17 protein-coding genes are annotated in these 21,411 nt (G+C 53.0%); 7 read left to right on the top strand and 10 right to left on the bottom strand.

Features of this window, described 5'->3' with window-relative positions:
- The first annotated feature begins 25 nt into the window (after window positions 1-25).
- Window positions 26-598, top strand: coding sequence for a hypothetical protein (locus M0R33_RS04945; protein WP_292565933.1), 573 nt, complete (start codon window positions 26-28; stop codon window positions 596-598).
- A gap of 11 nt (window positions 599-609) precedes the next feature.
- Window positions 610-2,445, top strand: a complete 1,836-nt coding sequence (locus tag M0R33_RS04940; RefSeq protein ID WP_292565931.1) for a bifunctional metallophosphatase/5'-nucleotidase — start codon at window positions 610-612, stop codon at window positions 2,443-2,445.
- Window positions 2,446-2,594: 149 nt separating this feature from the next.
- Here M0R33_RS04940 and phoU read toward each other — a convergent pair whose 3' ends face one another.
- Together phoU and M0R33_RS04930 are read right to left on the bottom strand one after the other, a co-directional pair.
- Window positions 2,595-3,281 (bottom strand): phosphate signaling complex protein PhoU, encoded by a 687-nt coding sequence (gene phoU / locus M0R33_RS04935; RefSeq protein ID WP_292565929.1) that lies wholly within the window; start codon window positions 3,279-3,281, stop codon window positions 2,595-2,597.
- A gap of 302 nt (window positions 3,282-3,583) precedes the next feature.
- Window positions 3,584-3,802, bottom strand: a complete 219-nt coding sequence (locus M0R33_RS04930) for a hypothetical protein (RefSeq protein WP_292565927.1) — start codon at window positions 3,800-3,802, stop codon at window positions 3,584-3,586.
- A gap of 22 nt (window positions 3,803-3,824) precedes the next feature.
- On the opposite strand from M0R33_RS04930, the gene M0R33_RS04925 reads away from it, so the two are divergent.
- Complete coding sequence (locus M0R33_RS04925) at window positions 3,825-4,052, top strand: hypothetical protein (RefSeq protein WP_292565924.1); 228 nt, start codon at window positions 3,825-3,827, stop codon at window positions 4,050-4,052.
- A 53-nt stretch (window positions 4,053-4,105) separates the two neighbouring features.
- Here M0R33_RS04925 and narI read toward each other — a convergent pair whose 3' ends face one another.
- From narI to M0R33_RS04900, 5 genes are all read right to left on the bottom strand, one after another.
- Complete coding sequence (narI, locus tag M0R33_RS04920) at window positions 4,106-4,789, bottom strand: respiratory nitrate reductase subunit gamma (protein ID WP_292565922.1); 684 nt, start codon at window positions 4,787-4,789, stop codon at window positions 4,106-4,108.
- Between the two features lie 14 nt (window positions 4,790-4,803).
- Window positions 4,804-5,514 carry a nitrate reductase molybdenum cofactor assembly chaperone gene (gene narJ / locus M0R33_RS04915; protein WP_292565920.1) on the bottom strand — a complete coding sequence of 237 codons (711 nt, stop codon included), beginning with the start codon at window positions 5,512-5,514 and terminating at the stop codon, window positions 4,804-4,806.
- Between the two features lie 10 nt (window positions 5,515-5,524).
- Entirely contained in the window at window positions 5,525-7,081 is a 1,557-nt protein-coding gene (narH, locus tag M0R33_RS04910) for a nitrate reductase subunit beta (protein WP_292565917.1), read from the bottom strand.
- Entirely contained in the window at window positions 7,082-10,822 is a 3,741-nt protein-coding gene (locus M0R33_RS04905; RefSeq protein WP_292565914.1) for a nitrate reductase subunit alpha, read from the bottom strand. It abuts the gene before it with no gap.
- An 81-nt stretch (window positions 10,823-10,903) separates the two neighbouring features.
- Window positions 10,904-13,582, bottom strand: a complete 2,679-nt coding sequence (locus M0R33_RS04900) for an MFS transporter (RefSeq protein ID WP_292565911.1) — start codon at window positions 13,580-13,582, stop codon at window positions 10,904-10,906.
- A gap of 768 nt (window positions 13,583-14,350) precedes the next feature.
- On the opposite strand from M0R33_RS04900, the gene feoB reads away from it, so the two are divergent.
- Genes feoB through M0R33_RS04875 form a run of 4 tightly spaced genes read left to right on the top strand, consistent with a single transcriptional unit; the run spans window position 14,351 to window position 20,105 of the window.
- Window positions 14,351-16,873: a Fe(2+) transporter permease subunit FeoB gene (gene feoB / locus M0R33_RS04890; protein WP_366043093.1), complete on the top strand. Its 2,523-nt coding sequence runs from the start codon at window positions 14,351-14,353 to the stop codon at window positions 16,871-16,873.
- Between the two features lie 20 nt (window positions 16,874-16,893).
- Window positions 16,894-18,882 (top strand): cation-translocating P-type ATPase, encoded by a 1,989-nt coding sequence (locus M0R33_RS04885; RefSeq protein ID WP_292565909.1) that lies wholly within the window; start codon window positions 16,894-16,896, stop codon window positions 18,880-18,882.
- Window positions 18,883-18,884: 2 nt separating this feature from the next.
- A complete protein-coding gene (locus M0R33_RS04880) occupies window positions 18,885-19,622 on the top strand; it encodes a ZIP family metal transporter (protein ID WP_366043088.1) in 738 nt (245 codons plus the stop codon).
- A gap of 3 nt (window positions 19,623-19,625) precedes the next feature.
- Window positions 19,626-20,105 (top strand): hypothetical protein, encoded by a 480-nt coding sequence (locus tag M0R33_RS04875; protein ID WP_292565906.1) that lies wholly within the window; start codon window positions 19,626-19,628, stop codon window positions 20,103-20,105.
- Window positions 20,106-20,200: 95 nt separating this feature from the next.
- Here the strand turns inward: M0R33_RS04875 and M0R33_RS04870 are convergent, their stop codons facing one another.
- The 3 genes from M0R33_RS04870 to M0R33_RS04860 all read right to left on the bottom strand — a co-directional run.
- Complete coding sequence (locus M0R33_RS04870) at window positions 20,201-20,641, bottom strand: cytochrome c (RefSeq protein ID WP_292565904.1); 441 nt, start codon at window positions 20,639-20,641, stop codon at window positions 20,201-20,203.
- Between the two features lie 176 nt (window positions 20,642-20,817).
- Entirely contained in the window at window positions 20,818-20,949 is a 132-nt protein-coding gene (locus M0R33_RS04865; protein WP_292565900.1) for a hypothetical protein, read from the bottom strand.
- Window positions 20,950-21,074: 125 nt separating this feature from the next.
- Window positions 21,075-21,411 (bottom strand): hypothetical protein (locus tag M0R33_RS04860; RefSeq protein ID WP_292565898.1); only part of this gene is annotated, 337 nt, incomplete at its 5' end.

The raw sequence follows: 21,411 nt of genomic DNA, 5'->3' as shown, positions 1-21,411 counted from the left end.
TACCATTAGGTTAGGAACAATTTGCATGAAACCTGTATTCAAGACTTTATTGCTGATGCTTGTCAGCTTTGCCGGCACGCTGGCTCAGGCGGCGGTATTTTCATTAAATCCAAGCAGCACCACCATTCAAGTTGGTGATCAATTCGATATCGAGGTGTGGGTGCAAGATGCCTTTATTAACAATGCCGCAGACGAATTGTTGGGCTTCGGGTTCAACACTCAGCTCAGCGGGATAGGCGAAGTGCGGTTTTTAGGCGGCACGCTCAACCCATTATTTGACGATATTGCCGCCGACCTAAGTCTGGATGCGGCGGGGTTCGTGTTTCCGGGGTGGGATCTGAATACGATCGGCTCGTCATTCTCTCTGACTACTTTGCACTTTCAAGCCTTGACGGCCGGTGAGGCGTTCCTGGCCGTCGGCAGCGACCTGGCGGATTTGAATCAGGGCCTGATCTTTCTGACGCAAGGTAATTTAGCCATCGATGCCGGCTTAAATCTACGGATCACCGCCGTGCCGATACCTACCTCTGCCTGGATATTTATCACGGGCCTGATCGCTTCGGGTGCCGTTTCCCGCCGGCCTTTAGCTGTTTCTTAAGGAGTTACCAGATGAAAATGGATAAATGGGTTATCGGTATTGGCTTGGGTTTGGGTTTGATTGGACAGTGCCAAGCTGATGGGCATAGGCATGAAGCGAAACGGCATCATGAAAATCATCACGGAAAACACCACGGAAAACACCACGGCAACGTCACCGTAAAAATCGTCGCATTCAATGACTTTCACGGCCAGCTGGAATCGCCGGGTGGTTTTCGGCAAACGCCCGCCGGTCCGGTGTCAAGCAATATTCCGGTCGGCGGCGTTGACTGGATGGCAGGTTATATCGACGATTTTAAAATGCAAAATCCCAATACGCTGGTGGTTTCCGCGGGCGACATTATCGGCGCCACGCCGCTGGTCTCCGCGCTGTTTCACGACGAAGGCACCATCGAGACCATGAACCGCCTGGGTCTGGATATCAATGCCGTGGGTAACCACGAGTTCGACGAAGGCAGGGATGAGCTCTTGCGGATGCAAAACGGCGGTTGCCATCCCAGCGACGAAAATACTTGCCGCGGCGCCGATGTGGGTACGCCGGTGCCGTTCGAAGGGGCGCAATTCAAGTTTCTGGCCGCCAATGTGGTCGATACCGCCACGGGTAAAACCTTGTTTCCGCCGTACCAAATTAAGACCATAGCCGGGGTGCGGATCGGATTTATCGGCATGACCTTGAAGGAAACCCCGACCATAGTGACGCCCAGCGGTGTGGCTGGTTTGGAATTTACCGACGAAGCAGCGACCGTGAACGCTTTGATCCCGAAATTGCGCAAACAGCATGTGCAAGCCATCGCGGTTTTGATACACCAAGGCGGCGTAGTGCCGGTAACGCAAAGCGCCGCGACCATCAATCAATGCGAAGGTAATCTGGAACTCGATTCGCCTATCAAGGCTATCGTTAATCAACTAGACGACGCGGTGGATTTGGTGATTTCCGGTCATACTCACCAGGCTTACAATTGTCGGGTTGCCAACCGGGACGGCCGTTTAATCTCGGTCACCAGCGCCAATGCGCAGGGCAGGGTGCTTACCGATATCGACTTGCTGATCAACAAAGCCAGCGGCAAGGTACTGGATGTGGCGGCCCAAAATATCGTGGTTGACCGCGGTCATTCCCGTATCAGGCCGGATGCGACTTTGAAAACCATCGTCGACAATTACAAAGCCATTGCCGAGCCGGTTGCGAACCGGGTGATAGGAAGCATTAGCGCCGACATAACCCGGAGTGCCGGTGCAGCCGGCGAATCCGCGTTGGGCGATCTGATTGCGGACGGACAGCTGGCGGCGACTGAAAGCGCCGAGTTTGGCGAAGCCGTTGCCGCGTTTATGAACCCCGGCGGTATTCGAGCAGACCTAAGCTTTGCCTCCAGTGTCGCCAACGAAGGCGATGGCAAGGTCAGTTACGGCGAAGCATTTTCCGTGCAGCCCTTCGGTAATAGTCTGGTGACTATGACCGTAACCGGCGCACAATTGCATACTTTGTTGGAACAACAATTCACCGGCTGCAGGCTGGATTATCCGGCAAACGCACCGGCCAGCGGCCAACCCTTTAACCGGATTTTGCAGGTTTCCCAGGGCTTTAGTTATAGCTGGCAGGAAAAAGGCACGCCTTGCGATAACGTCGATCCCGTCAGCATCAAGATCAATGGCGAGCTGGTTGATCCTGCCGCGCCTTACCGGATTACGGTTAACAGCTTTTTGGCGGCCGGCGGCGATCAGTTTTATGTGTTGAACCAAGGGACGGACCGGCTCGGCGGCGCCTTGGATTTGGATGCGCTGGAAAATTATTTCAACGCCCATCCGTTGGTGAGTCCGGGTTTGCAAGATCGGATAATGCTGTTGCCGTAAGATTTAGTGGGTTTCTTTTAAGGCCTGAGCCTCGGGCCCGCCGGTACACTCCCTGCCCGGCGGGCTTTTTTTTGTGGGTCAATACAAGCAGCGTTGCCGATTAAGGGACTAGGATCGGCAAGCGGTTTAACGAAGTTTGCGATGCATCGTTAAGCGCTGTGGCGAAAATCGATGCTGTCTTTCATGAAAATCATGTATCCGGCAATGTGGCAGCAATGTTCCCCGCAGTCTTCCAATACTTTCATCATATGCATCAGTGTCAATGCCCGGCTGATGCGGCGCGCATCCTTGATGGCAAAGTCAAGCTGTTGTCTGATACCGTCGCGGAATTCAGTTTGACAATCCCGCTCGTTTTCAAGCAGGGCGTAGGCGGGTTGGACGTCGTTTTTTTCCAGCACCAGGATTAGCCTGTCCAACATGCTTTTGACCAAATTGCCGAACTTGGAAATTTCCTGCAGCAAGACATGATTGGGGTTGCTGGTGTCCGGGCCGAATAGATAGGCCACTAGACCTGCAAAGTCGATAATGTCATTACCGATTTTTTCCAGCTCGACGGCAATTTTGGAAATGGACAATATGGTACGTAAATCGTTGGCTACCGGATTGCGGCGGGCCAGGATATTGAGCACTTCGCTATCGATGGATATTTCATATTGGTCGACATTTTCATCACCGATTACAACCTGTTTGGCTAATTCGTCATTACCCTCATCCAGCGCCCGCAGGGCTTGCTCCATTTGTCGGGTGACCAATTGCGTCATTTCAACGATCAGTGTATGGACATGATTGATTTCATTGTCGAAACCGCGTACTAAGTGTTCAGTATTGTTTGACATGACCGGGCTCTTGGGAAAGTGTTGCAAATCCAAATCTTATAACACTGCGATGTTACATAAATATGACAAGCGTCTGAAAGCTCGCATACCCGTCTTGTCCGCTCGGCTCCTATTATTAAAGGTAAAAACCGGATGAAATCCGGGGTACAAGGTTAGGCAAATTTACGACAAGGCGCTCATCAAATGCGGCCTTGATGATGCTCGATAAGTGGCTGCCGTCTAGTTAGCCCGCACGTTGAGGGGGGCCACCGATACCTCGCTATTCAGGCTGATCGATACCAACTACGGCGGTGAATCCCCGGCTAACCGGCTGCCTTGGTCGGATTCCAGCTATGCGAGCCGGTTGTTCCAGACTTGTTATGGTTCTCCTCGGCATGTAGGGTCAATGCATCAGCGGACATCATTTTATGCTTGATTTTTTCGGCTTGCGCGGCGGGCCTATTTATCGCCCTGGCCGGGTATTTCGCTTCATCGGAACAGTCGGCGGCGGTTCCGGCAACCACTATTCGAATTAGCAGCAAACAAAATCCGTGCTGTATGCCGATGCCTGAGCAGCAGGATGGGCGGTCAATAACATTCCATCCTCCGGTGCTATTTCAATTAAGGATGGATTTTGTAGTTATTAAGTCGGCCTTGTCCGATAAAACCGGAAAAGGCCGAGAGGTTTTCTTAGGCCGTTTTTTGAGCGAAATTAACCAAGGCCTTCACCCGTTGCTTGGTTTCGGCAATTACTACATGGCTGCGACAGCAGTCCCGGCAATGAGTGTCTAGGCAGGGGGGGCGAAATTTCGTAACAACACTCCGTCGATATGCGGAAACAAGACCTATCCACGCCTGCGCACAACCTGATAGGGACGATTGAAGTAGCCCAAGGGCACACTCCAGACATGCACCAAACGACTGAATGGAAACACCAAAAACAGCGTCATGCCGAAAAACAAATGCAGTTTGAACAGGAAATTGATGTCGGCAATCACATCGGCCGCGCCGCTTCTAAACGTGACGATGCGTTGCGCCCATTCCGACAGCAATAACATGCTGGAGCCATCGTAATGATAAATCGATACCGGCAAGGTGAATAGACCCAGCACGAGCTGAAAGCCGATCAATAGCAAAATAAAAATATCCATGCGGCTACTGGTCGCCCGTACTCTGGGATCGGTTAAGCGGCGGCGGATTAACCGATATATTCCTGCCAGACAGATGCTGCCGAAGATGCCGCCGGCAATAACCGCCAGAATTTGTTTGGCAGAGGTGGAGATGCCTAAGCTGTGATAAACAGCTGGCGGGGTCAACAGGCCGACAAAATGCCCGAAAAACAACAGCAATATGCCGATATGAAATAAATTATTGCCCAGGCGAAAATCCTCGTCAGAGCTTAATAATTGGCTGGAACCAGTGCGCCAGCTGAATTGATCGCGTTCGAAACGCGCCAGGCTGGCGACAAAAAATACGCTGATGGCTAGATAGGGGTAATAGCCGAACAACAAAGTATTTAAATAGTTCATAGTCTAATCCTCCTTCAAAGCGAACGGCCGGGCGACGCGTTTAAAATCTGATCGCGCGGCGTAATGGTGATGGGATTAACCGTGCCGGTCTGCGTGTGACAAGTATCGCCGGCCACCATGAAACTGACGGCTTCTTCCTCCCAGATGGCATCCATATTCGCCAGCGTTTCATCTTCGCCTTCCACGGCGGCCTGTTGCCGAATGTCGTCTATATCTTCCGGTTCGCCGGCCAAATCCGCCAAGGCGTCGAAAATGGCATGAAACTCGCTGCCGCGCTCCGCCAGACGGGCGCCGAGCAGACTGAGCACCGGCATGGCATCGCGCAGCAGTTGCATGGCTTGTTCGCGCGAGTCGAGCTGGGCCAGAAATTCCAAAAATAACGGAATGTAATCCGGCAGTTCCCGGACAGTCAATTCGAAACCATGGGACTGATAGAGCTGCTGCAGATTGACCATGGCTTGGCCGCGATCGCGCGATTCGCCGTGCACATGCTCGAAAATATGCAGTGATAAAAACCGGCCGCGGTCGAATAACGCCACATAACGCTCCTGGCAATCCAGTAAATCGATGCCGCGCTGGGAATCGATCAGCGAATGCAGTGCTTTTTTAGGGGCTTTGGATAAATCGGCATCCCTTTCGATAATCTCCGCCATTTCATTGAGCGCATTCAGCATCTCGGGTTGCGGATAACTGAGTAGCACCGACAAAATTTTTAATGTAAGCATGATGACCTCGTTATTTTACCGGTTCCACTTTTACCGGAATTTTGATCGGGACTTTGCCGCGCTGCGTCAGCTTGCCGCCGCCGAACAGATTGACTTTGTCGTCGCCGGAACAGCCGTTGCCGAAACTGAAACCGCAGCCGCCTTGTTCGCTGTAGGCGTCGAATGCGGAACCCGCATATTCGCGGTGGCTGGTCGGAATCACGAAGCGGTCTTCGTAGTTGGCGATGGCCATGTAGCGGTACATGTCTTCCACCTGCGCCTGCGTCAAGCCGACCTGATTCAGCACCTGGGTATTGATTTGGCCGTCCACGGTTTTGCTGCGCATATAGCTGCGCATCGCCAGCATGCGTTCCAGTGCCAGCGCCACCGGTTCTTCCTTGCCTGCGGTAAGCAGATTGGCCAGATAACGGACCGGAATGCGCAAGGAACGCACGTCCGGGATATCATGGTTCATGCCGATCCAGTCGTTTTCCGCGGCTGCCTGTATTGGCGACAACGGCGGCACATACCAAACCATCGGCAAGGTACGAAATTCCGGATGCAATGGAAAAGCCACCTTCCAATCCAGCGCCATTTTGTAGACCGGTGAGGCTTGGGCGGCGGTCAACCAGGATTCCGGTATGCCTTCCTTGCGCGCTTCGGCCAACACCGCTTCATCGAAAGGGTCCAGGAACACATCCAATTGTTGTTGATATAAATCCTGTTCGTCTTCGCAGCTGGCCGCCGCTTCGATGCGGTCGGCATCGTACAGCAACACGCCCAAATAGCGGATGCGACCGACGCAGGTTTCCGAACAAACTGTGGGTTCGCCGGCTTCGATGCGCGGATAGCAGAATACGCATTTTTCCGATTTGCCGGTTTCCCAGTTGTAATAGATTTTTTTATAAGGGCAGGCGGACACGCACATGCGCCAGCCGCGGCATTTATCCTGGTCGATCAAGACGATGCCGTCTTCCTCGCGTTTGTATATCGAGCCGCTGGGACAGGCGGCGACGCAGGTCGGATTGAGGCAATGTTCGCACAGCCTCGGCAAATACATCATGAAGGTATTTTCGAATTCGCCGTACATGTCCTTTTGCACTTGCTCGAAATTGACATCGCGGGAACGGGATTCGAATTCGGTGCCGAGAATGTCTTCCCAGTTCGGGCCACCTTCGATTTTTTCCATGCGTTCGCCGGTGATCACCGAAAAAGGCCTGGCAGTCGGCGGCGTTTTCGATGCCGGTGCATTTTGCAAATGACCGTAATCGAAATCGAAGGGTTCGTAATAGTCTTCGATGCCCGGCATGTTGGGGTTGGCGAATATATTGGCCAGGGATTTCAGCTTGCCGCCCTGTTTCGGCTCGATCTTGCCGTTGATTTTACGCACCCAACCGCCGTTCCATTTGTCCTGATTTTCCCATTGCTGGGGGAAACCGATTCCGGGTTTGCTTTCCACGTTATTGAACCAGGCGTACTCGGCGCCCGATCGCGAGGTCCAGACGTTCTTGCAGGTGATGGAACAGGTGTGACAGCCGATGCATTTGTCCAGGTTCAGCACCATGCCGATTTGTGCGCGAATTTTCATTTATGCATCCTCCCGCTGTTCGGAGCTTTGACTGGGTTCATCCAGCCAATCGACTTTGTTGGTTTTACGGACAATCACGAATTCGTCCCGATTCGAGCCGACGGTGCCATAGTAGTTAAAGCCGTAACTTTGCTGAGCATAGCCGCCGATCATATGGGTCGGCTTCAGCGTCACCCGGGTGACCGAATTATGAATGCCGCCGCGACAACCGGTAATTTCCGACCCCGGCGTATTGATGGTTTTTTCCTGGGCGTGATACATCAAAGTCATGCCTTCCGGCACCCGTTGACTGACCACGGCCCTGGCCGTCAAGGCGCCGTTGACATTGAAGGCTTCGATCCAGTCGTTGTCTTTAATGTCCGCTTTGGCGGCATCGATTTCGCTAATCCAGACGATAGGCCCGCCGCGCGACAAGGTCAGCATTAGCAGGTTATCGGTGTAAGTGCTGTGTATGCCCCATTTTTGATGCGGAGTGAGGAAATTCAATACCAGCTCCGGATTGCCGTTGGATTTTTTTTCCAGCATCGGTTCGATCGTGCGCGTGTCGACCGGCGGTTTATAGACGCACAAAGTCTCGCCGAAGGCGCGCATCCAGCTGTGATCCTGATAAAACTGCTGACGTCCGCTCAGAGTGCGCCAGGGGATACGTTCATGCACGTTGGTGTAGCCGGCGTTGTAACAGACTTTTTCGGATTCCACACCGCTCCAGGTGGGCGAGGAAATAATCTTGCGCGGCTGCGCCTGAATGTCGCGGAAGCGAATTTTGTCATCTTCGCGCGGCAACGCCAGCGGGGTGTGATCCAGTCCGGTAAACTTGCCGAGCGCCGTCCAGGCCTTGACCGCGACCTGACCGTTGGTCTCCGGCGCCAGCGACAGTATCACTTCGGCCGCGTCGATGTCCGAGTCGATACGCGGCAGGCCCTGACTGATGCCTGCTTCGGTCACCCGATGATTCAAATTGCCTAAAAATTCGACTTCCTCATCGGTATTCCAGGCAATGCCTTTGCCGCCGTTGCCGATAGTGGTCATCAACGGACCCAAGGCCGTGAACATCTTGTAGGTATTGGGATAATCGCGCTCCACCACGACCCAATTGGGCATGGTTTTACCGGGGATAGGTTCGCATTGGCCTTTTTTCCAATCTTTTACCTCGAATGGCTGCGCCAGTTCGGTGGGTGTGTCGTGTAATGTCGGCACGGCGACGATGTCTTTCTCGATCCCCAGATGTCCAGCCGACAATTCGGAGAATTTGCGGGCGATGCCTTTGTAAATCTCCCAGTCCGAACGCGATTCCCAGGCCGGATCGACGGCTTTGGACAGCGGGTGAATGAACGGGTGCATGTCCGAGGTATTCAAATCGTTCTTTTCATACCAGGTCGCCGTCGGCAGCACGATATCCGAATACAGGCAGGTGGTGGACATCCTGAAATCCAGCGTCACCAACAAATCGAGCTTGCCTTCCGCAGCCTGCTCATGCCAGACCACTTCGGCGGGCTTTTCGCCGCCTTCGGTGCCCAAATCCTTGCCTTGAAGGCCGTGCTGGGTGCCCAGCAGATATTTCAGAAAATATTCATGGCCTTTGGCGGACGAGCCGAGCAGGTTGGAACGCCAGACGAACAGGTTGCGCGGAAAGTTTTGCGGATGATCCGGGTCTTCGCAGGACATTTTCAGGCTGCCGTCCTTTAAACCGGCCACGACAAAATCGACCGGCTTTTGTCCCGCCTTTTCGGCCGCTTTAGTCACCTCCAGCGGGTTGGTTTGCAACTGCGGCGCCGAAGGCAGCCAGCCCATGCGTTCGGCACGCACGTTGTAGTCGATCAGGCTGCCGGGCCAATCCTTGGGATCGGCCAGCGGTGACAGGATTTGGTTAATTTTGAGCTTCTCGTAACGCCACTGGCTGGTGTGATTATAGAAAAACGAAGTGCTGTTCATATGCCGGGGCGGACGTTTCCAGTCCAGGCCGAAGGCCAGCGGCAGCCAGCCGGTTTGAGGGCGCAGTTTTTCCTGACCGACATAATGCGCCCAACCGCCGCCGGATCGACCGATACAACCGCACAGCATCAGCAGGTTGATGATGCCCCGGTAATTCATGTCCATGTGATACCAGTGATTGATGCCGGCGCCGAGAATCACCATCGAACGGCCTTTGGTTTTTTCCGCATTGCTCGCAAATTCGCGGGCTACCGCGATGACTTTTTGGCGTTTGACACCGGTGATTTTTTCCTGCCAGGCGGGTGTGTAAGGTACGTCATCATCGTACGAACTAGCGACATTACCGCCAGCCAGGCCGCGATCGATGCCGTAATTGGCCACCAACAAATCGAATACCGTGGTGGCCAACACCTCGCTGCCATCGGCCAGGGTGATTTTTTTGACCGGGACCTGGCGTTGCTGGATAGACGCGTGCTGCGAATGGGTAAAATGCGGATGTTCCGAGCCGCCGAAATAAGGAAAGCCGACGCTAACGACCTCGTCTTTAGTGTCGATAAGGCTGAGGCGCAGCTTGACCTCGGCCCCGGCCGATTTTTGTTCGATATTCCAGTGCCCGCTTTCGCCCCAGCGGAATCCTATCGAACCGTCGGGCGGTACGATCTGACCGTTGATTTCATCATAGGCGACCGTTTTCCATTCCGGGTTGTTCTCCTGTCCGAGCTGACCTAAAAAATCCGAGGCTCTGAAAAACCGGTCCTGTACATAATAGCCGCCTTGTTCTTTCAGCATCACCAGGAACGGCAGGTCGGTATTTTCCCGAACATACTCGGTGAAATAGGCGCTTTGCCGTTCGATATAAAATTCTTTCAGAATCACATGACCCAACGCCATGGCTAAAGCGGCATCGGTGCCTTGTTTGGGATGCAGCCACAGATCGGCGAATTTGCTGGCTTCGGAATAGTCCGGCGTCACCACCACAACCTTGGCGCCTTTGTAGCGGGCTTCGGTCATGAAATGAGCGTCCGGGGTGCGAGTCTGCGGCACGTTGGAGCCCCACATCATGATGAATCCGGCGTTGTACCAATCCGCCGATTCCGGCACGTCGGTCTGCTCGCCCCAGGTTTGCGGCGAAGACGGCGGCAGATCGCAGTACCAGTCGTAGAAGCTCAGGCTGACGCCGCCGATCAACGATAGGTAACGGGTGCCGGCGGCATACGACACCATCGACATGGCCGGAATCGGAGAAAATCCGACGATACGATCGGGACCGAATTTTTTGGCGGTATAAACATTGGCGGCGGCAATGATCTCGTTGACTTCCGCCCAGTCGGCCCGAACCAATCCGCCCATGCCGCGTTTGCTTTTATACGCCTTGGCTTTGGCCGGATCTTCGACAATGGCGGCCCAGGCATCCACCGGTTCCAAAGTGGTTCGGGCTTCGCGCCATAGGCGCACCAAATGACTGCGTATCAGCGGATATTTCAAGCGATTGGCGCTGTATAAATACCAGGAATAACTGGCGCCACGCGGACAGCCGCGCGGTTCGTGATTCGGCAGATCCGGTCGGGTACGCGGATAATCGGTTTGCTGAGTTTCCCAGGTGACCAGGCCGTTTTTGACATAGATTTTCCAACTGCAGGAACCGGTGCAATTGACGCCGTGGGTCGAGCGGACGATTTTGTCGTGTTGCCAGCGTTGACGATAGCTGTCTTCCCAACTTCGATCTTCATTGGTGACGATGCCATGATCGCCGGAATAGGTATCGACTTTTTTCTTGAAAAACATCAAGCGGTCGAGAAAGTGACTCATAATGTGTACCTGCTTGTCGTCAGTTAGCGAGAGAAAACGGGTCGGATTAGCGGGCGTTAAGCCGACGTTTGATAAATTTATTCAACACGGCATCGGCGCATTTTTGCGGGCGTAATACCACCAGGTTATACCGATACAGCTCAGATAAAAACCGATAAAGCAGTAAAAAGCGGCATCCGGAGCGCCGGTCAGGCTGATCGAGGTGCCGTAGCTTTTCGGGATGAAAAAAGCGCCATAGGCGGCAACGGCCGAACTGAATCCCAAGACGGCAGCGGACTCCTTGGCGGCGTTGCGCCGGGCCTGGTTGATGAACTCTTCGGCTTGATCCTCGGCTGCGCGCAAGCGCTCGGTCATGAAGATGACCGGTATCATCCGGAACGTGGAGCCATTCCCGATGCCGGTGGTCAGGAACAACAGCATGAACATCATGAAAAAGCCGGCGAAACTGCCCGCCGTCCCGTCGTGCGGCATGAAATGCAATACCCCGAACACCGCAGCGGTCATCACAAGAAAATTCCATAAGGTCACCCGGGCGCCGCCCAGCTTATCGGCCAGCCAGCCGCCGACAGGCCGGCTCAGCGCACCGACCAGTGGCCCTAAAAAGGCAAACTGGGTGGGGTTCTGTTCAGGAAACAAGATTTTGATCAGCATCGGAAAACCGGCCGAATAACCGATGAAGGAACCGAACGTACCCGTGTACAACCAGCACATCAGCCAGTTGTGTTTACGTTTGAAAATGACGGCCTGCTCTTTGAACGAGGCTTTGGCCGAAGCGATATCGTTCATGCCGAACCAGGCGGCAAGGGTGGTGGCCAGAATAAACGGCACCCAAATGAAAGCGGCATTTTGCAACCAGACCGATTGCCCGACGCCGTCCTTGATCCAGGTCTGCGGTTCGCCACCCAGCGGACCGAATACGCTCATGGCAATCACCCAGGGCACGACAAATTGCACGGTACTGACGCCGAGATTGCCCAAGCCGGCATTCAGACCCAAGGCCGTGCCTTTTTGCGCTTGCGGGTAGAAAAAGCTGATGTTGGCCATGCTGGAGGCGAAATTACCGCCGCCGAAGCCGCATAACAAGGCCAGAACCACCATGAGCAAATAAGGCGTTTCAGGATTTTGCACCGCAAAGCCTATCCATATAGCAGGTATTAATAACGATCCCGTACTGATGCTGGTCCAGCGGCGACCGCCAAAAATAGGCACCATGAAGGAATAGAAAATCCGCAGCGTGGCGCCGGACAAGCCGGGCAATGCCGCCAGCCAGAATAATTGGTTGGTGGTATAAGTGAAGCCGATATTCGGCAGGTTGATCACGACGACGCTCCACACCATCCAGACCGCGAACGCCAACAGCAAGGCCGGGATACTAATCCACAGGTTGCGGGCCGCGATGCGCTTGCCGGAAGCTTCCCAGAATTTTTTATCCTCCGGGTTCCAGTCGTTCAGAACCAAAGACGATGGATGGCTCAGTTCCGGCAAGTCGGTGGATATTTCAGCCAGACCCGGTACGGCGCTGCGTTCGGAACGAATGATAGCGAAGTGCATCCAGGTCAGCGCGATCATCACCAGCACGAACAGCAGCATGAAACAGCTGCTCCAAAGGTTGGTCAAGTCGTTCAGCATGCCGAAAGTCAACGGCAGCAGAAAACCGCCCAATCCGCCGACCATGCCGACGGCGCCGCCGACCGAGCCGACATTATTGGGATAGTAGACCGGAATATGTTTATAAACGGCAGCCATGCCGAAGGACATGAACAAACCCAATACCGCCATGATAGAAATAAACCAAACGGGTTGAATGGCAAAGGCGAAATTGATGTCGCCTTTGATGCCATGCACGGTGTAATCGGTCGGCGGATAGGACAGTACAAAGGTACAAGCGGCCGCGACGATAAAGGTCCAGTACATGATGGTACGAGCGCCGAAGCGGTCAGCCAGCCAGCCGCCCAGGGCGCGGAATGAACTGGCGAAAATCGAGTAAATAGCCGCCAGCATGCCGGCGGTTTTAATCTCGAAACCGTAAGCGCCCATCATGTAGCGCGGCAGCCATAAAGCTAACGCGACAAACCCGCCGAAAACGAAGAAATAATACAGCGAGAATCGCCAGACCTGAATATTTTTCAACGGCTGGAGTTGCGCCATGAAACTAACGCCTTTGATATGGGCCGCTTGCCGGGTTTTTAAGGACGGGTCGTCTTCGGTCGTCAGCCAGAAAATGGCGGCGGTCAAGAGTAAAACGCCCGCCCACACTTGGGCCACAGCATGCCAGCCATAGGCGACCATCACGAACGGTGCGACAAATTTTGTGACTGCCGCACCGATATTGCCCAAGCCGAAAATCCCCAGCACGGCGCCTTGTTTTTCAGCCGGGAACCAGCGCGAGACATAAGCGATACCCACCGCGAACGAACCGCCGGCAACCCCGACGCCCAATGCCGCAAGCAGGTACATGATGTAGCTTTGGGCAGTGGTTAATAACAGGGTGGCGATCGCGGCGGTAACCATCACCAGCAGGTAGACGATACGTCCACCGTAGATATCGCTGCAGATCCCCAACAGCAACCGGACCAGCGATCCCGATAAGATCGGCGTGCCGAGCAAAAGCCCGAATGCCGTTTCGCTTAACTGCAAATCATTTTGGATTTGCAGGCCGATAATGGAAAAAATGGTCCAGACCGCGAAACAAACCGTAAAGGCCAGCGTACTGGCGGTTAAGGCCCGGGTTTGAAGAGAGGTACTCGCATTGCTAACCATTAAAGTTACCTTTTATTTAAGAGATGGTTACGGGTTTCTAAATGGGTGTTAGTGAAAATGCGTTATTGCCTTGCAGCCAGATTTTTGCGATGTCGTGTGGTTCAGAGGTCGGCGCGTCAGCGGCACCCGCATGATAGACGTATTTGGCTAACAGCGAATAATGTGTACGGAATTTATTCATAGCTTGAAACCGGTATTCGTCTACCATCCTGTTGTTGCAGGGCAGCGTTAGCGGTCACGCCGAGGACGGTCAATCATCCCATCAGGCGATAAACGAGCAACAAACGAACGGGTCGCCAGCGACTTTATCACAAGCCTGGTTGAACATTCAAAGTTCATTATTTCCCTGGCTTGTGGAAGAATTAGAGCCGTTGACGACGATATAACAAGAGTCGGCGACGATCCGGTAATGTTGAGACAACCATGCAGGTGCGACAGCAGCGCCTAAAGCGAACACAAGCGGTTTTAAAAGAACGGCGGATCTAACGGTTAACTATGTTCGGCAGGCATTGCCGGTGACAATTCTGCAACGGGCTCGAGAGTGTTATGTTATCTGAGAGCCGGCCCCTAGTGAGACGTCGGCAGCTGATAATCGGCAGGATTTGCGAGATTCAGAATGTCTACAGGATTATTTGCCATGCTAAATTTAAGGTTTACAAGTAACCCCGCATAAGATAAAACTAATATTATCCGGCGCGGGCGGCGCAATCACAGTTATCAGGCATTCACCGCCTCTTTTTGCACCTACGGGATCAGGATGGCTCGAAAATGTTTATCAATCTGCGCGACATGAAAGTCGGCGACTGGGGACGCGTCGCCAGTTACGATCAAAACCTATTGCCTGACCGGCAAAAACTATTAGCCATGGGCTTGACGCCCGGCACGGAATTCAAAGTCATACGAGTCGCGCCTCTGGGCGATCCGATTGAAATCCGGATGCGCGGCACCGATCTCAGTTTGCGTATGGATGAAGCGGCTGGCTTGAACATCAAACTCATGGACAACCTCGCAGAGTCTTCAAAACCCCTCTCTCAGGAAGAATACACCGTCGCCGTCATCGGCAATCCCAACAGCGGAAAAACCACCCTATTCAATAGCCTGACCGGCGCGCGACAGCATGTGGGCAATTGGGCAGGGGTTACTGTCGAGCGGAAAACCGGCTGTTACCGTTACTGTAACAAAGCCGTCGAAGTGGTCGATTTGCCCGGCATTTATACCTTGGACGTCAACGAAAAGCTCACCTCGCTGGATGAAAAAATCGCTCGGGATTACATCCTGTCCCAAAAAGCCGATCTAATCATCAATATTGTCGACACCTCGCATCTGGAACGCAATCTGTACCTGACCACACAGCTGCTGGAAATGCGCTTGCCGATGCTGGTGGTGCTGAATAACATGGACGATGCCACGGGTTGCGATCTAAACATCGACAGTGACGAAATCGCCCGTCGACTCCAGTGTCCGTTGGTGTCGCTGGTGGCCACTCGTGCAGACGACACCCGGAAATTGAAATCCAGCATCGATCGCTTGGCGGAACACAACATCCTGGCAGATTTTGCCATCAGTTATCCCACAGCGATTCAAGCGGCGCTGAAAAGTTTGACCCCGCTGGTCGAACAACAGCTGGAAAAACCCATCGGTGATACTCGTTGGTTTGCTCTGAAACTGTTGGAGCAGGACGAGTTTGCGCTTGGTCAGGCCGATACAACCCTAACCGAAACGGCAGCACAATTGCGCCATGCCATCGAGCTCGAACTCGGCGACCAAATCGACATCGCGATCGCGGATAGCCGCTACGGCTTTATCAATCTTCTGGTACAGGAAACCCTACAGAGAAAGTCGGAAATTGGCCGCGACCTATCCGATAAAATCGACAGTGTGGTGCTACACCGTGTTTTCGGGATTCCGATCTTCTTCGGCATGATGTATTTGATGTTTACCTTCACGATCAAACTCGGTCGTGCCTTCAAACCGTTTTTCAACGATCTGGCCCAGGCACTCTTCGTCGATGGCGTCGCACATGGCCTGGCGTTACTGGAAAGTCCATCCTGGCTGATCATGCTGGCAGCGCAAGGCGTCGGCAACGGTATCCGCGAAGTGGCGGCTTTTATCCCGATTTTGGGTTTTCTGTATTTGTTTATCTCGGTACTGGAGGAATCGGGCTATATGGCAAGGGCAACCTTTGCGATGGATAGATTGATGCGCGGATTGGGTTTGCCCGGCAAGGCCTTTGTGCCGATGATTCTGGGTTTCGGCTGTAACGTGCCTGCCATGCTAGCGACCCGAACATTGGAGAATCCGCGCGACCGGTTGTTGAGCATCCTGCTCAATCCCTTTATGACCTGCGGAGCACGCCTGGCGGTTTTTACCTTATTTGCCGCTATATTTTTCCCGGACAACGGCGAGATGATCGTTTTCATCCTGTATTTGATAGGGGTGATGTTCGCCGTGTTGACCGCTCTGCTACTGAAGCACACCTTCCTGAAAGAGGCATTCTCTTTGGTATTGATGGAAATCCCCAACTACCATGTGCCGAAGCTTAAAAATGTGTTGATCAACACCTGGACTCGGGTCGAGACTTTTGTCATGCGGGTTGGAAAAATCATCATCAGCATGGTCTTGATATTGAACATTCTCAGTTCACTAGGAACGGACGGCTCCTTCAAAGCCAATAACATCGAACACTCGGTACTCAGCGCGGTCGGACGTGCGGTGACGCCGGCACTGACGCCAATGGGTATAGACCAAGACAATTGGCCGGCCACGGTTGCGTTGTTCACCGGTATTTTGCATAAAGTCGTTGCGATCAGTACCCTGAAAACGATTTACGCGGAATCCAATCAAACTAAATCAAACCATCAGGCTGCAGCATTTGATTTAGTCGACGCCGTCAAACAGGCCTGCATGACCATTCCGATGGGCTTGAAAAAAATGTTGGGCATAGCCTCCGTCACTCAGTCGGCAGGTCAGGATCATTTTGCTGCCGCACTGCAGACGCATTTTCACGGCCAAATCGGGGCGTTTGCCTATTTGCTGTTCATGCTGCTGTATTTTCCGTGTATTGCCACATCAGCGGCGGCTTACCGCGAATCCAGCCTGCGCTGGTCGGTGTTCATGGTGTCGTGGGCCACCGGTTTGGCTTATCTGACCGCGACGCTGTTTTATCAACTGGCAACCTTTAGTCAGCATCCGCTCTCTTCGAGCAGCTGGCTGTTGGGGATAATTGCCATTGCCTGTACAGTAGTGCTGGTATTCCGTTACTGGGGCAAAAGTCGGCCAAGCGACATTTGAACCCGCAAAAGGATAATTTTATGCCTTATAAATACTATTTCGACAAAATCGACGCCGAATTGCTGAAAATCAGTCCGCGCGGCGACATTATGCTGCTGCGCGTCATCGCCGCTCTCATTCCCGTAGTGATGTTCGGTTTGGATGCACTCTATGACCTGCCGGTTTTATTTTGGTTGGGGATACCATTTTATCTTGTCTGCCTGGGGATTTATCTTGAGGCCCTGCTAAAAACCATACTGTTCATGCATAAAGTTTCGGCGGAGTTGTTAATCGTATTGGTGATGGCAGTGACACTGGTAGACGGCACACCGTTAAGCGGGGCGATGGTGGCCTGGTTTATCGGGCTGGGTTTATACATCTCGTTTACGATTATTCGCAAAAACCGGGAAAAAATCGAAAGCCTGATTCAGGAAGGCAAAAAAACCGCCCAAGTGCTAAAGGATGGCACTATTGAGGAGATACCGATCAACCGGGTTCGTCAGCATGATGTAGTGCTGATTCCGAAAGGTGCGATGGTGCCGATAGACGGCATCATCATCGAAGGCGAGTCATCCATAGACGAATCGACGATTACCGGCGAACCTTTTCCCGTCTATAAAACCACCGGCGCCGAGGTGACCTCCGGCACGCTGAATCTGACCGGACCGTTGCAAGTCAAGGCGGACAAAAACGGCGATGATTCGTTTCTGTCCGTGATTACCCAGGAAATCGAAAACAGCCTGCTGAATAAATCGGCACTACAAAAGCGTGCCGATACTACGGTACAAATTCTACTGCTGTCGGTCACAGCTTATTCATTTTTACTGTTGTTTATCACCGGCAGTCTGCATCTGATGGCGACGGCGCTGGCGGTAGTTTGTCCCTGCGCCTGGGCACTGGCGATGCCGACGGCGTTCGCCGCCAATATCGGCCGTCTGGCTCGCTCCAATATCCTGGCTCGAGGCGGCGAACCGTTGGAAAACATGCAGGACATCAAAACCCTGATTCTGGATAAAACCGGTACGGTAACCTTGGCGGAACCCGAAGTCAGCCAGATCATCGAAATCGGCCTGCCGCGGCAGCGACTATTGGAACTGGCCGCCTCGATCGAATCCCGCTTCGATCATCCGATTGCGCGCGCCATCATCAACTTCTCGAAAGCGCAGGGGATAACCCGATTGCTGCCGGTCGAGCAGGCGGAAGATTTGCCGGGCCGAGGCATACAGGCTCTTGTTGACCAACAGCATATTTTGATGGGCAGCGCCGAAACGCTTAGCTACCAGGATATTGAATTGCCGGCCATCGAGTATGCCGGCCGCGCCATTTGGCTGGCCGTAGACCGGGAAGTGAAAGGTGTCATAGTGATTCGCGACATCATGCTGTCGGAAATGCAGGGTTTGGCAGACACCATTCATGCCTGCGGCATAGAAAAAGTGATTCTGGCGACCGGCGACAACGAAGAGCAAGAAGCCAAGCGGGTGGCCGACTATATCAATGCTGACGAATATTATTTTAATTGCACACCAGAGGTTAAAACCGAACTGGTAAAAAAATACCAGACCCAGGGTAAAGTGGCGATGGTGGGCGATGGCGTCAACGATGCGCCGGCCCTGGCGGCCGCCAATGTGGGTATTGCCATCGGCGGCCATAAAAACGTCAATCTGGCGATTGTTTCGTCGGATGTGGTCATTCTCGGCAATGATGCCCAGGATTTGGTCACCATTTTGCGACTCAGTCATAAAATGGGTGGCATCATCCGCCAAAACTATCTATGGGCGGTCAGTTTCAACAGTATCGGTCTGGCAATGGCCACCTTCGGCCTGCTCAATCCTATCCTTGCCGCCTTATTGCATCACGTCAGTTCGGTATTCGTGGTGGTCAATGCCGGTCGGCTGTATTTCACCGGTATAGAACAATCCATTATCGGACCTGTGTTTAAAAAAATGGATCAGATGGTTAACCGCGCGCAGCACTGTCAGCCTGAGCCGTTAGCAGCCGCCCCTGAAATAGTTGCAGAACCAGAGCGCTGATCATGTTGCTGTGGATAATCGGCTTCAGTATCTTGGGTAGCATTGGTGCGGTCGGTTGTTCCGTCTTACTTTTGGTTTTTCCGGAAGGTATTCGTAAGGTTCTGCTGCCTTATCTGGTTAGCTATGCCACCGGCACTTTGCTAGGTTCTGCGTTTCTGGGCATGATTCCCGCCGGGCTGGAACGGGCGCCGGCAGACTCATTCATGGCGACGGTATTGGCCGGCATGGTGGGGTTTTTCGTTTTGGAGAAACTGGTTATCTGGCGCCACTGCCATGATGTAGACTGCGATGTTCATAGCCGTGCCGCACCGCTGATTCTCATCGGCGATGCCTTCCATAATTTTGTCGACGGCGTGGTGATCGCCGCAGCCTTTCTGACCTCGATTCCGTTGGGTATCGCGACATCGTTAGCGGTTATTGCGCACGAAGTGCCGCAGGAGGTCGGCGACTTTGCCATTCTGCTAGACAGCGGCTATAGCCGAACCAAGGCCTTGTTGCTGAATGGGCTGTCATCCACCAGTACTCTTCCCGGCGCACTGTTCGCCTATTTCTGGCTGGCCGAGATGAGCCAGGCGGTACCCTATATTTTGGCGATTTCCGCCGCCAGTTTCATCTATATCGCAACCGCCGACCTGATTCCTGGATTGCACCGGCATGTCACGCCTATGGCCTCGTTGCGTCAACTATTGCTGTTGCTGGCAGGCATTGCCAGCATCCTGTTCTTTCATTTAGGAGCTTAAGATATGAACGAGCTATCGGAGATTGAAATTCAGGCACTGAATGAAGTGCTCGATGACGAGTATCGCGCCTTCGCGACCTACGAACAAGTGCTTGCCGATTTTGGCGATGCTCGGCCGTTTAGTAATATTCGCGATGCCGAGGCGAGGCACATAGAGGCGCTTTATGCGCTGTTTGCGCGCTATGGCCTGACTGTGCCGGAGAATCCCTGGCCGGGCAAGGTTGAGCGATACGCCAGCCTGCATGCCGCTTGCGAAGCCGGCGTCGCCGCCGAGATTGCCAATGCCGAACTCTACGAACGCTTGCTTAAAGCGATAGGGCATCCGGATATAGTCAGGGTGTTTCACAATCTTAGAGATGCTTCGCAGCAGCGGCATCTGCCGGCATTTCAGCGCTGTGCGCAAGGTTCTGAAGCTGGCGGTGGTCATCATGGTCACGGTGCGGGACGCCAGGGTCGGCATAGAGGGAGGTTCCGCCAAGCATAAATCGGAACGTCATAAATCTTGCAGAAAATACCGTTCGAACCCTTAAAATATTTGGTGCGAACGGTATTCAGCAATTTAGCTGCCGTTACGAGGACTTATTCTTGCAGCCGAAAAAGGTATTCAACCAATGCCAGAATACGACTGCGAGCGGCTGACTCGCTATCGTGCGAGGGATAGTTGTCAAAATATAATGACGTTTGGTTGTTGAAGGCATTTCCCCAAACCGGCATCTCGCGCGACCCATGCGATTTGACCTCTTGCCGCCCGTCTATGATCTGATAGACCCGGTCGAACGGGAATACCCCTTTATTATTTTTCGCCAGTACCGTCAGATTAGGTACCGGCTTCACTAATAGTGCTTTTAACGGGCCATCGTCGCCTTTGCCGTTAAGTCCATGGCAAACGGCACAAACCGAATCGTATTCTCTTTTTCCAATATCCAGCTTATCCGCCGCAAGTGCATTAGCGGATAGGCCGATCAGCATGACGCCAATCGGTATTAATGACATGGGTTGGAATTTCTTGATAATTTTCATGTTGCCTCCATACGCTTTGTTCAACAACGTGCCGATTATTTGCAGATTTATACTATAGTTTTTTGCCTGAGAAATCCAACCAATGACCATAAAGTTTTTATGCCTTTAGGGTGTTAACGTCCATTTACGGTCCGGTTCCGCCGCCATTTCGTTTTGTGGCGGCTAAAAGGGATAACTCAAGCTCCTGTGGAAAAAATTCCGCGCACCCACTCAATGTCCTGTGCAAACATTTCCGGATCGGAATCTCGGATGCCTTTAAAAGGTATCTCAATATGTCTTTTGTGAAGTTCATCCTGAAGTTCTTTCATAAATACCCCTGAATGAGCTAGTAAATGTCTGTCTTGACAATGAATTGCGCATCCCGGACTCATTGGATTGCCGCCAAGGATGGCTAAGAGCTGATATCCCTGCTTAGTGTATTCTTCAAGGCGGTCTACGATATCGATACTGATTTTTCTGCAACAGTCACGGCCTGCATCGTTATCGAGTGCATCTCTAATGGATTGGCCAGGTTGTCGTTTTCTTTCAAAACCCAAAAAACGTATTTCAGGACACGGCATTTGTAATATGCCAACATTGTATTGGTTGCATAGATCAAGAATCGGCCCGTTAATCGCTGGAAAGTTTGCAGCCCCGGCATCACGAGCATTCTGATTAACAATACATTCAATCTGAAGTTTCCCAGAAAATAATCAAGCCACCATGCGCAGCAACACCGAGACCAGTGAATTTTTGGTGGGATTGCCGGGTTTTGGGCAAACCCTATCGAA

It is taken from the genome of Methylomonas sp. (assembly GCF_023228165.1).
Classification (GTDB): domain Bacteria; phylum Pseudomonadota; class Gammaproteobacteria; order Methylococcales; family Methylomonadaceae; genus Methylomonas.
The sequence above is the reverse complement of the archived record's forward strand: the minus strand, read 5'-3'. Positions and strand labels throughout refer to the sequence as shown.

Excerpts from the sequence above, each read along its gene's own strand:
- narH (WP_292565917.1), bottom strand. The coding sequence starts at position 7,081 with ATGAAAATTCGCGCACAAATCGGCATGGTGCTGAACCTGGACAAATGC.
- M0R33_RS04905 (WP_292565914.1), bottom strand. The coding sequence starts at position 10,822 with ATGAGTCACTTTCTCGACCGCTTGATGTTTTTCAAGAAAAAAGTCGAT.
- M0R33_RS04900 (WP_292565911.1), bottom strand. The coding sequence starts at position 13,582 with ATGGTTAGCAATGCGAGTACCTCTCTTCAAACCCGGGCCTTAACCGCC.
- M0R33_RS04865 (WP_292565900.1), bottom strand. The coding sequence starts at position 20,949 with ATGAAAGAACTTCAGGATGAACTTCACAAAAGACATATTGAGATACCT.
- narJ (WP_292565920.1), bottom strand. The coding sequence starts at position 5,514 with ATGCTTACATTAAAAATTTTGTCGGTGCTACTCAGTTATCCGCAACCC.
- phoU (WP_292565929.1), bottom strand. The coding sequence starts at position 3,281 with ATGTCAAACAATACTGAACACTTAGTACGCGGTTTCGACAATGAAATC.
- M0R33_RS04880 (WP_366043088.1), top strand. The coding sequence starts at position 18,885 with ATGTTGCTGTGGATAATCGGCTTCAGTATCTTGGGTAGCATTGGTGCG.
- M0R33_RS04940 (WP_292565931.1), top strand. The coding sequence starts at position 610 with ATGAAAATGGATAAATGGGTTATCGGTATTGGCTTGGGTTTGGGTTTG.
- M0R33_RS04945 (WP_292565933.1), top strand. The coding sequence starts at position 26 with ATGAAACCTGTATTCAAGACTTTATTGCTGATGCTTGTCAGCTTTGCC.
- feoB (WP_366043093.1), top strand. The coding sequence starts at position 14,351 with ATGTTTATCAATCTGCGCGACATGAAAGTCGGCGACTGGGGACGCGTC.
- M0R33_RS04870 (WP_292565904.1), bottom strand. The coding sequence starts at position 20,641 with ATGAAAATTATCAAGAAATTCCAACCCATGTCATTAATACCGATTGGC.
- M0R33_RS04925 (WP_292565924.1), top strand. The coding sequence starts at position 3,825 with ATGCCTGAGCAGCAGGATGGGCGGTCAATAACATTCCATCCTCCGGTG.
- M0R33_RS04875 (WP_292565906.1), top strand. The coding sequence starts at position 19,626 with ATGAACGAGCTATCGGAGATTGAAATTCAGGCACTGAATGAAGTGCTC.
- M0R33_RS04885 (WP_292565909.1), top strand. The coding sequence starts at position 16,894 with ATGCCTTATAAATACTATTTCGACAAAATCGACGCCGAATTGCTGAAA.
- narI (WP_292565922.1), bottom strand. The coding sequence starts at position 4,789 with ATGAACTATTTAAATACTTTGTTGTTCGGCTATTACCCCTATCTAGCC.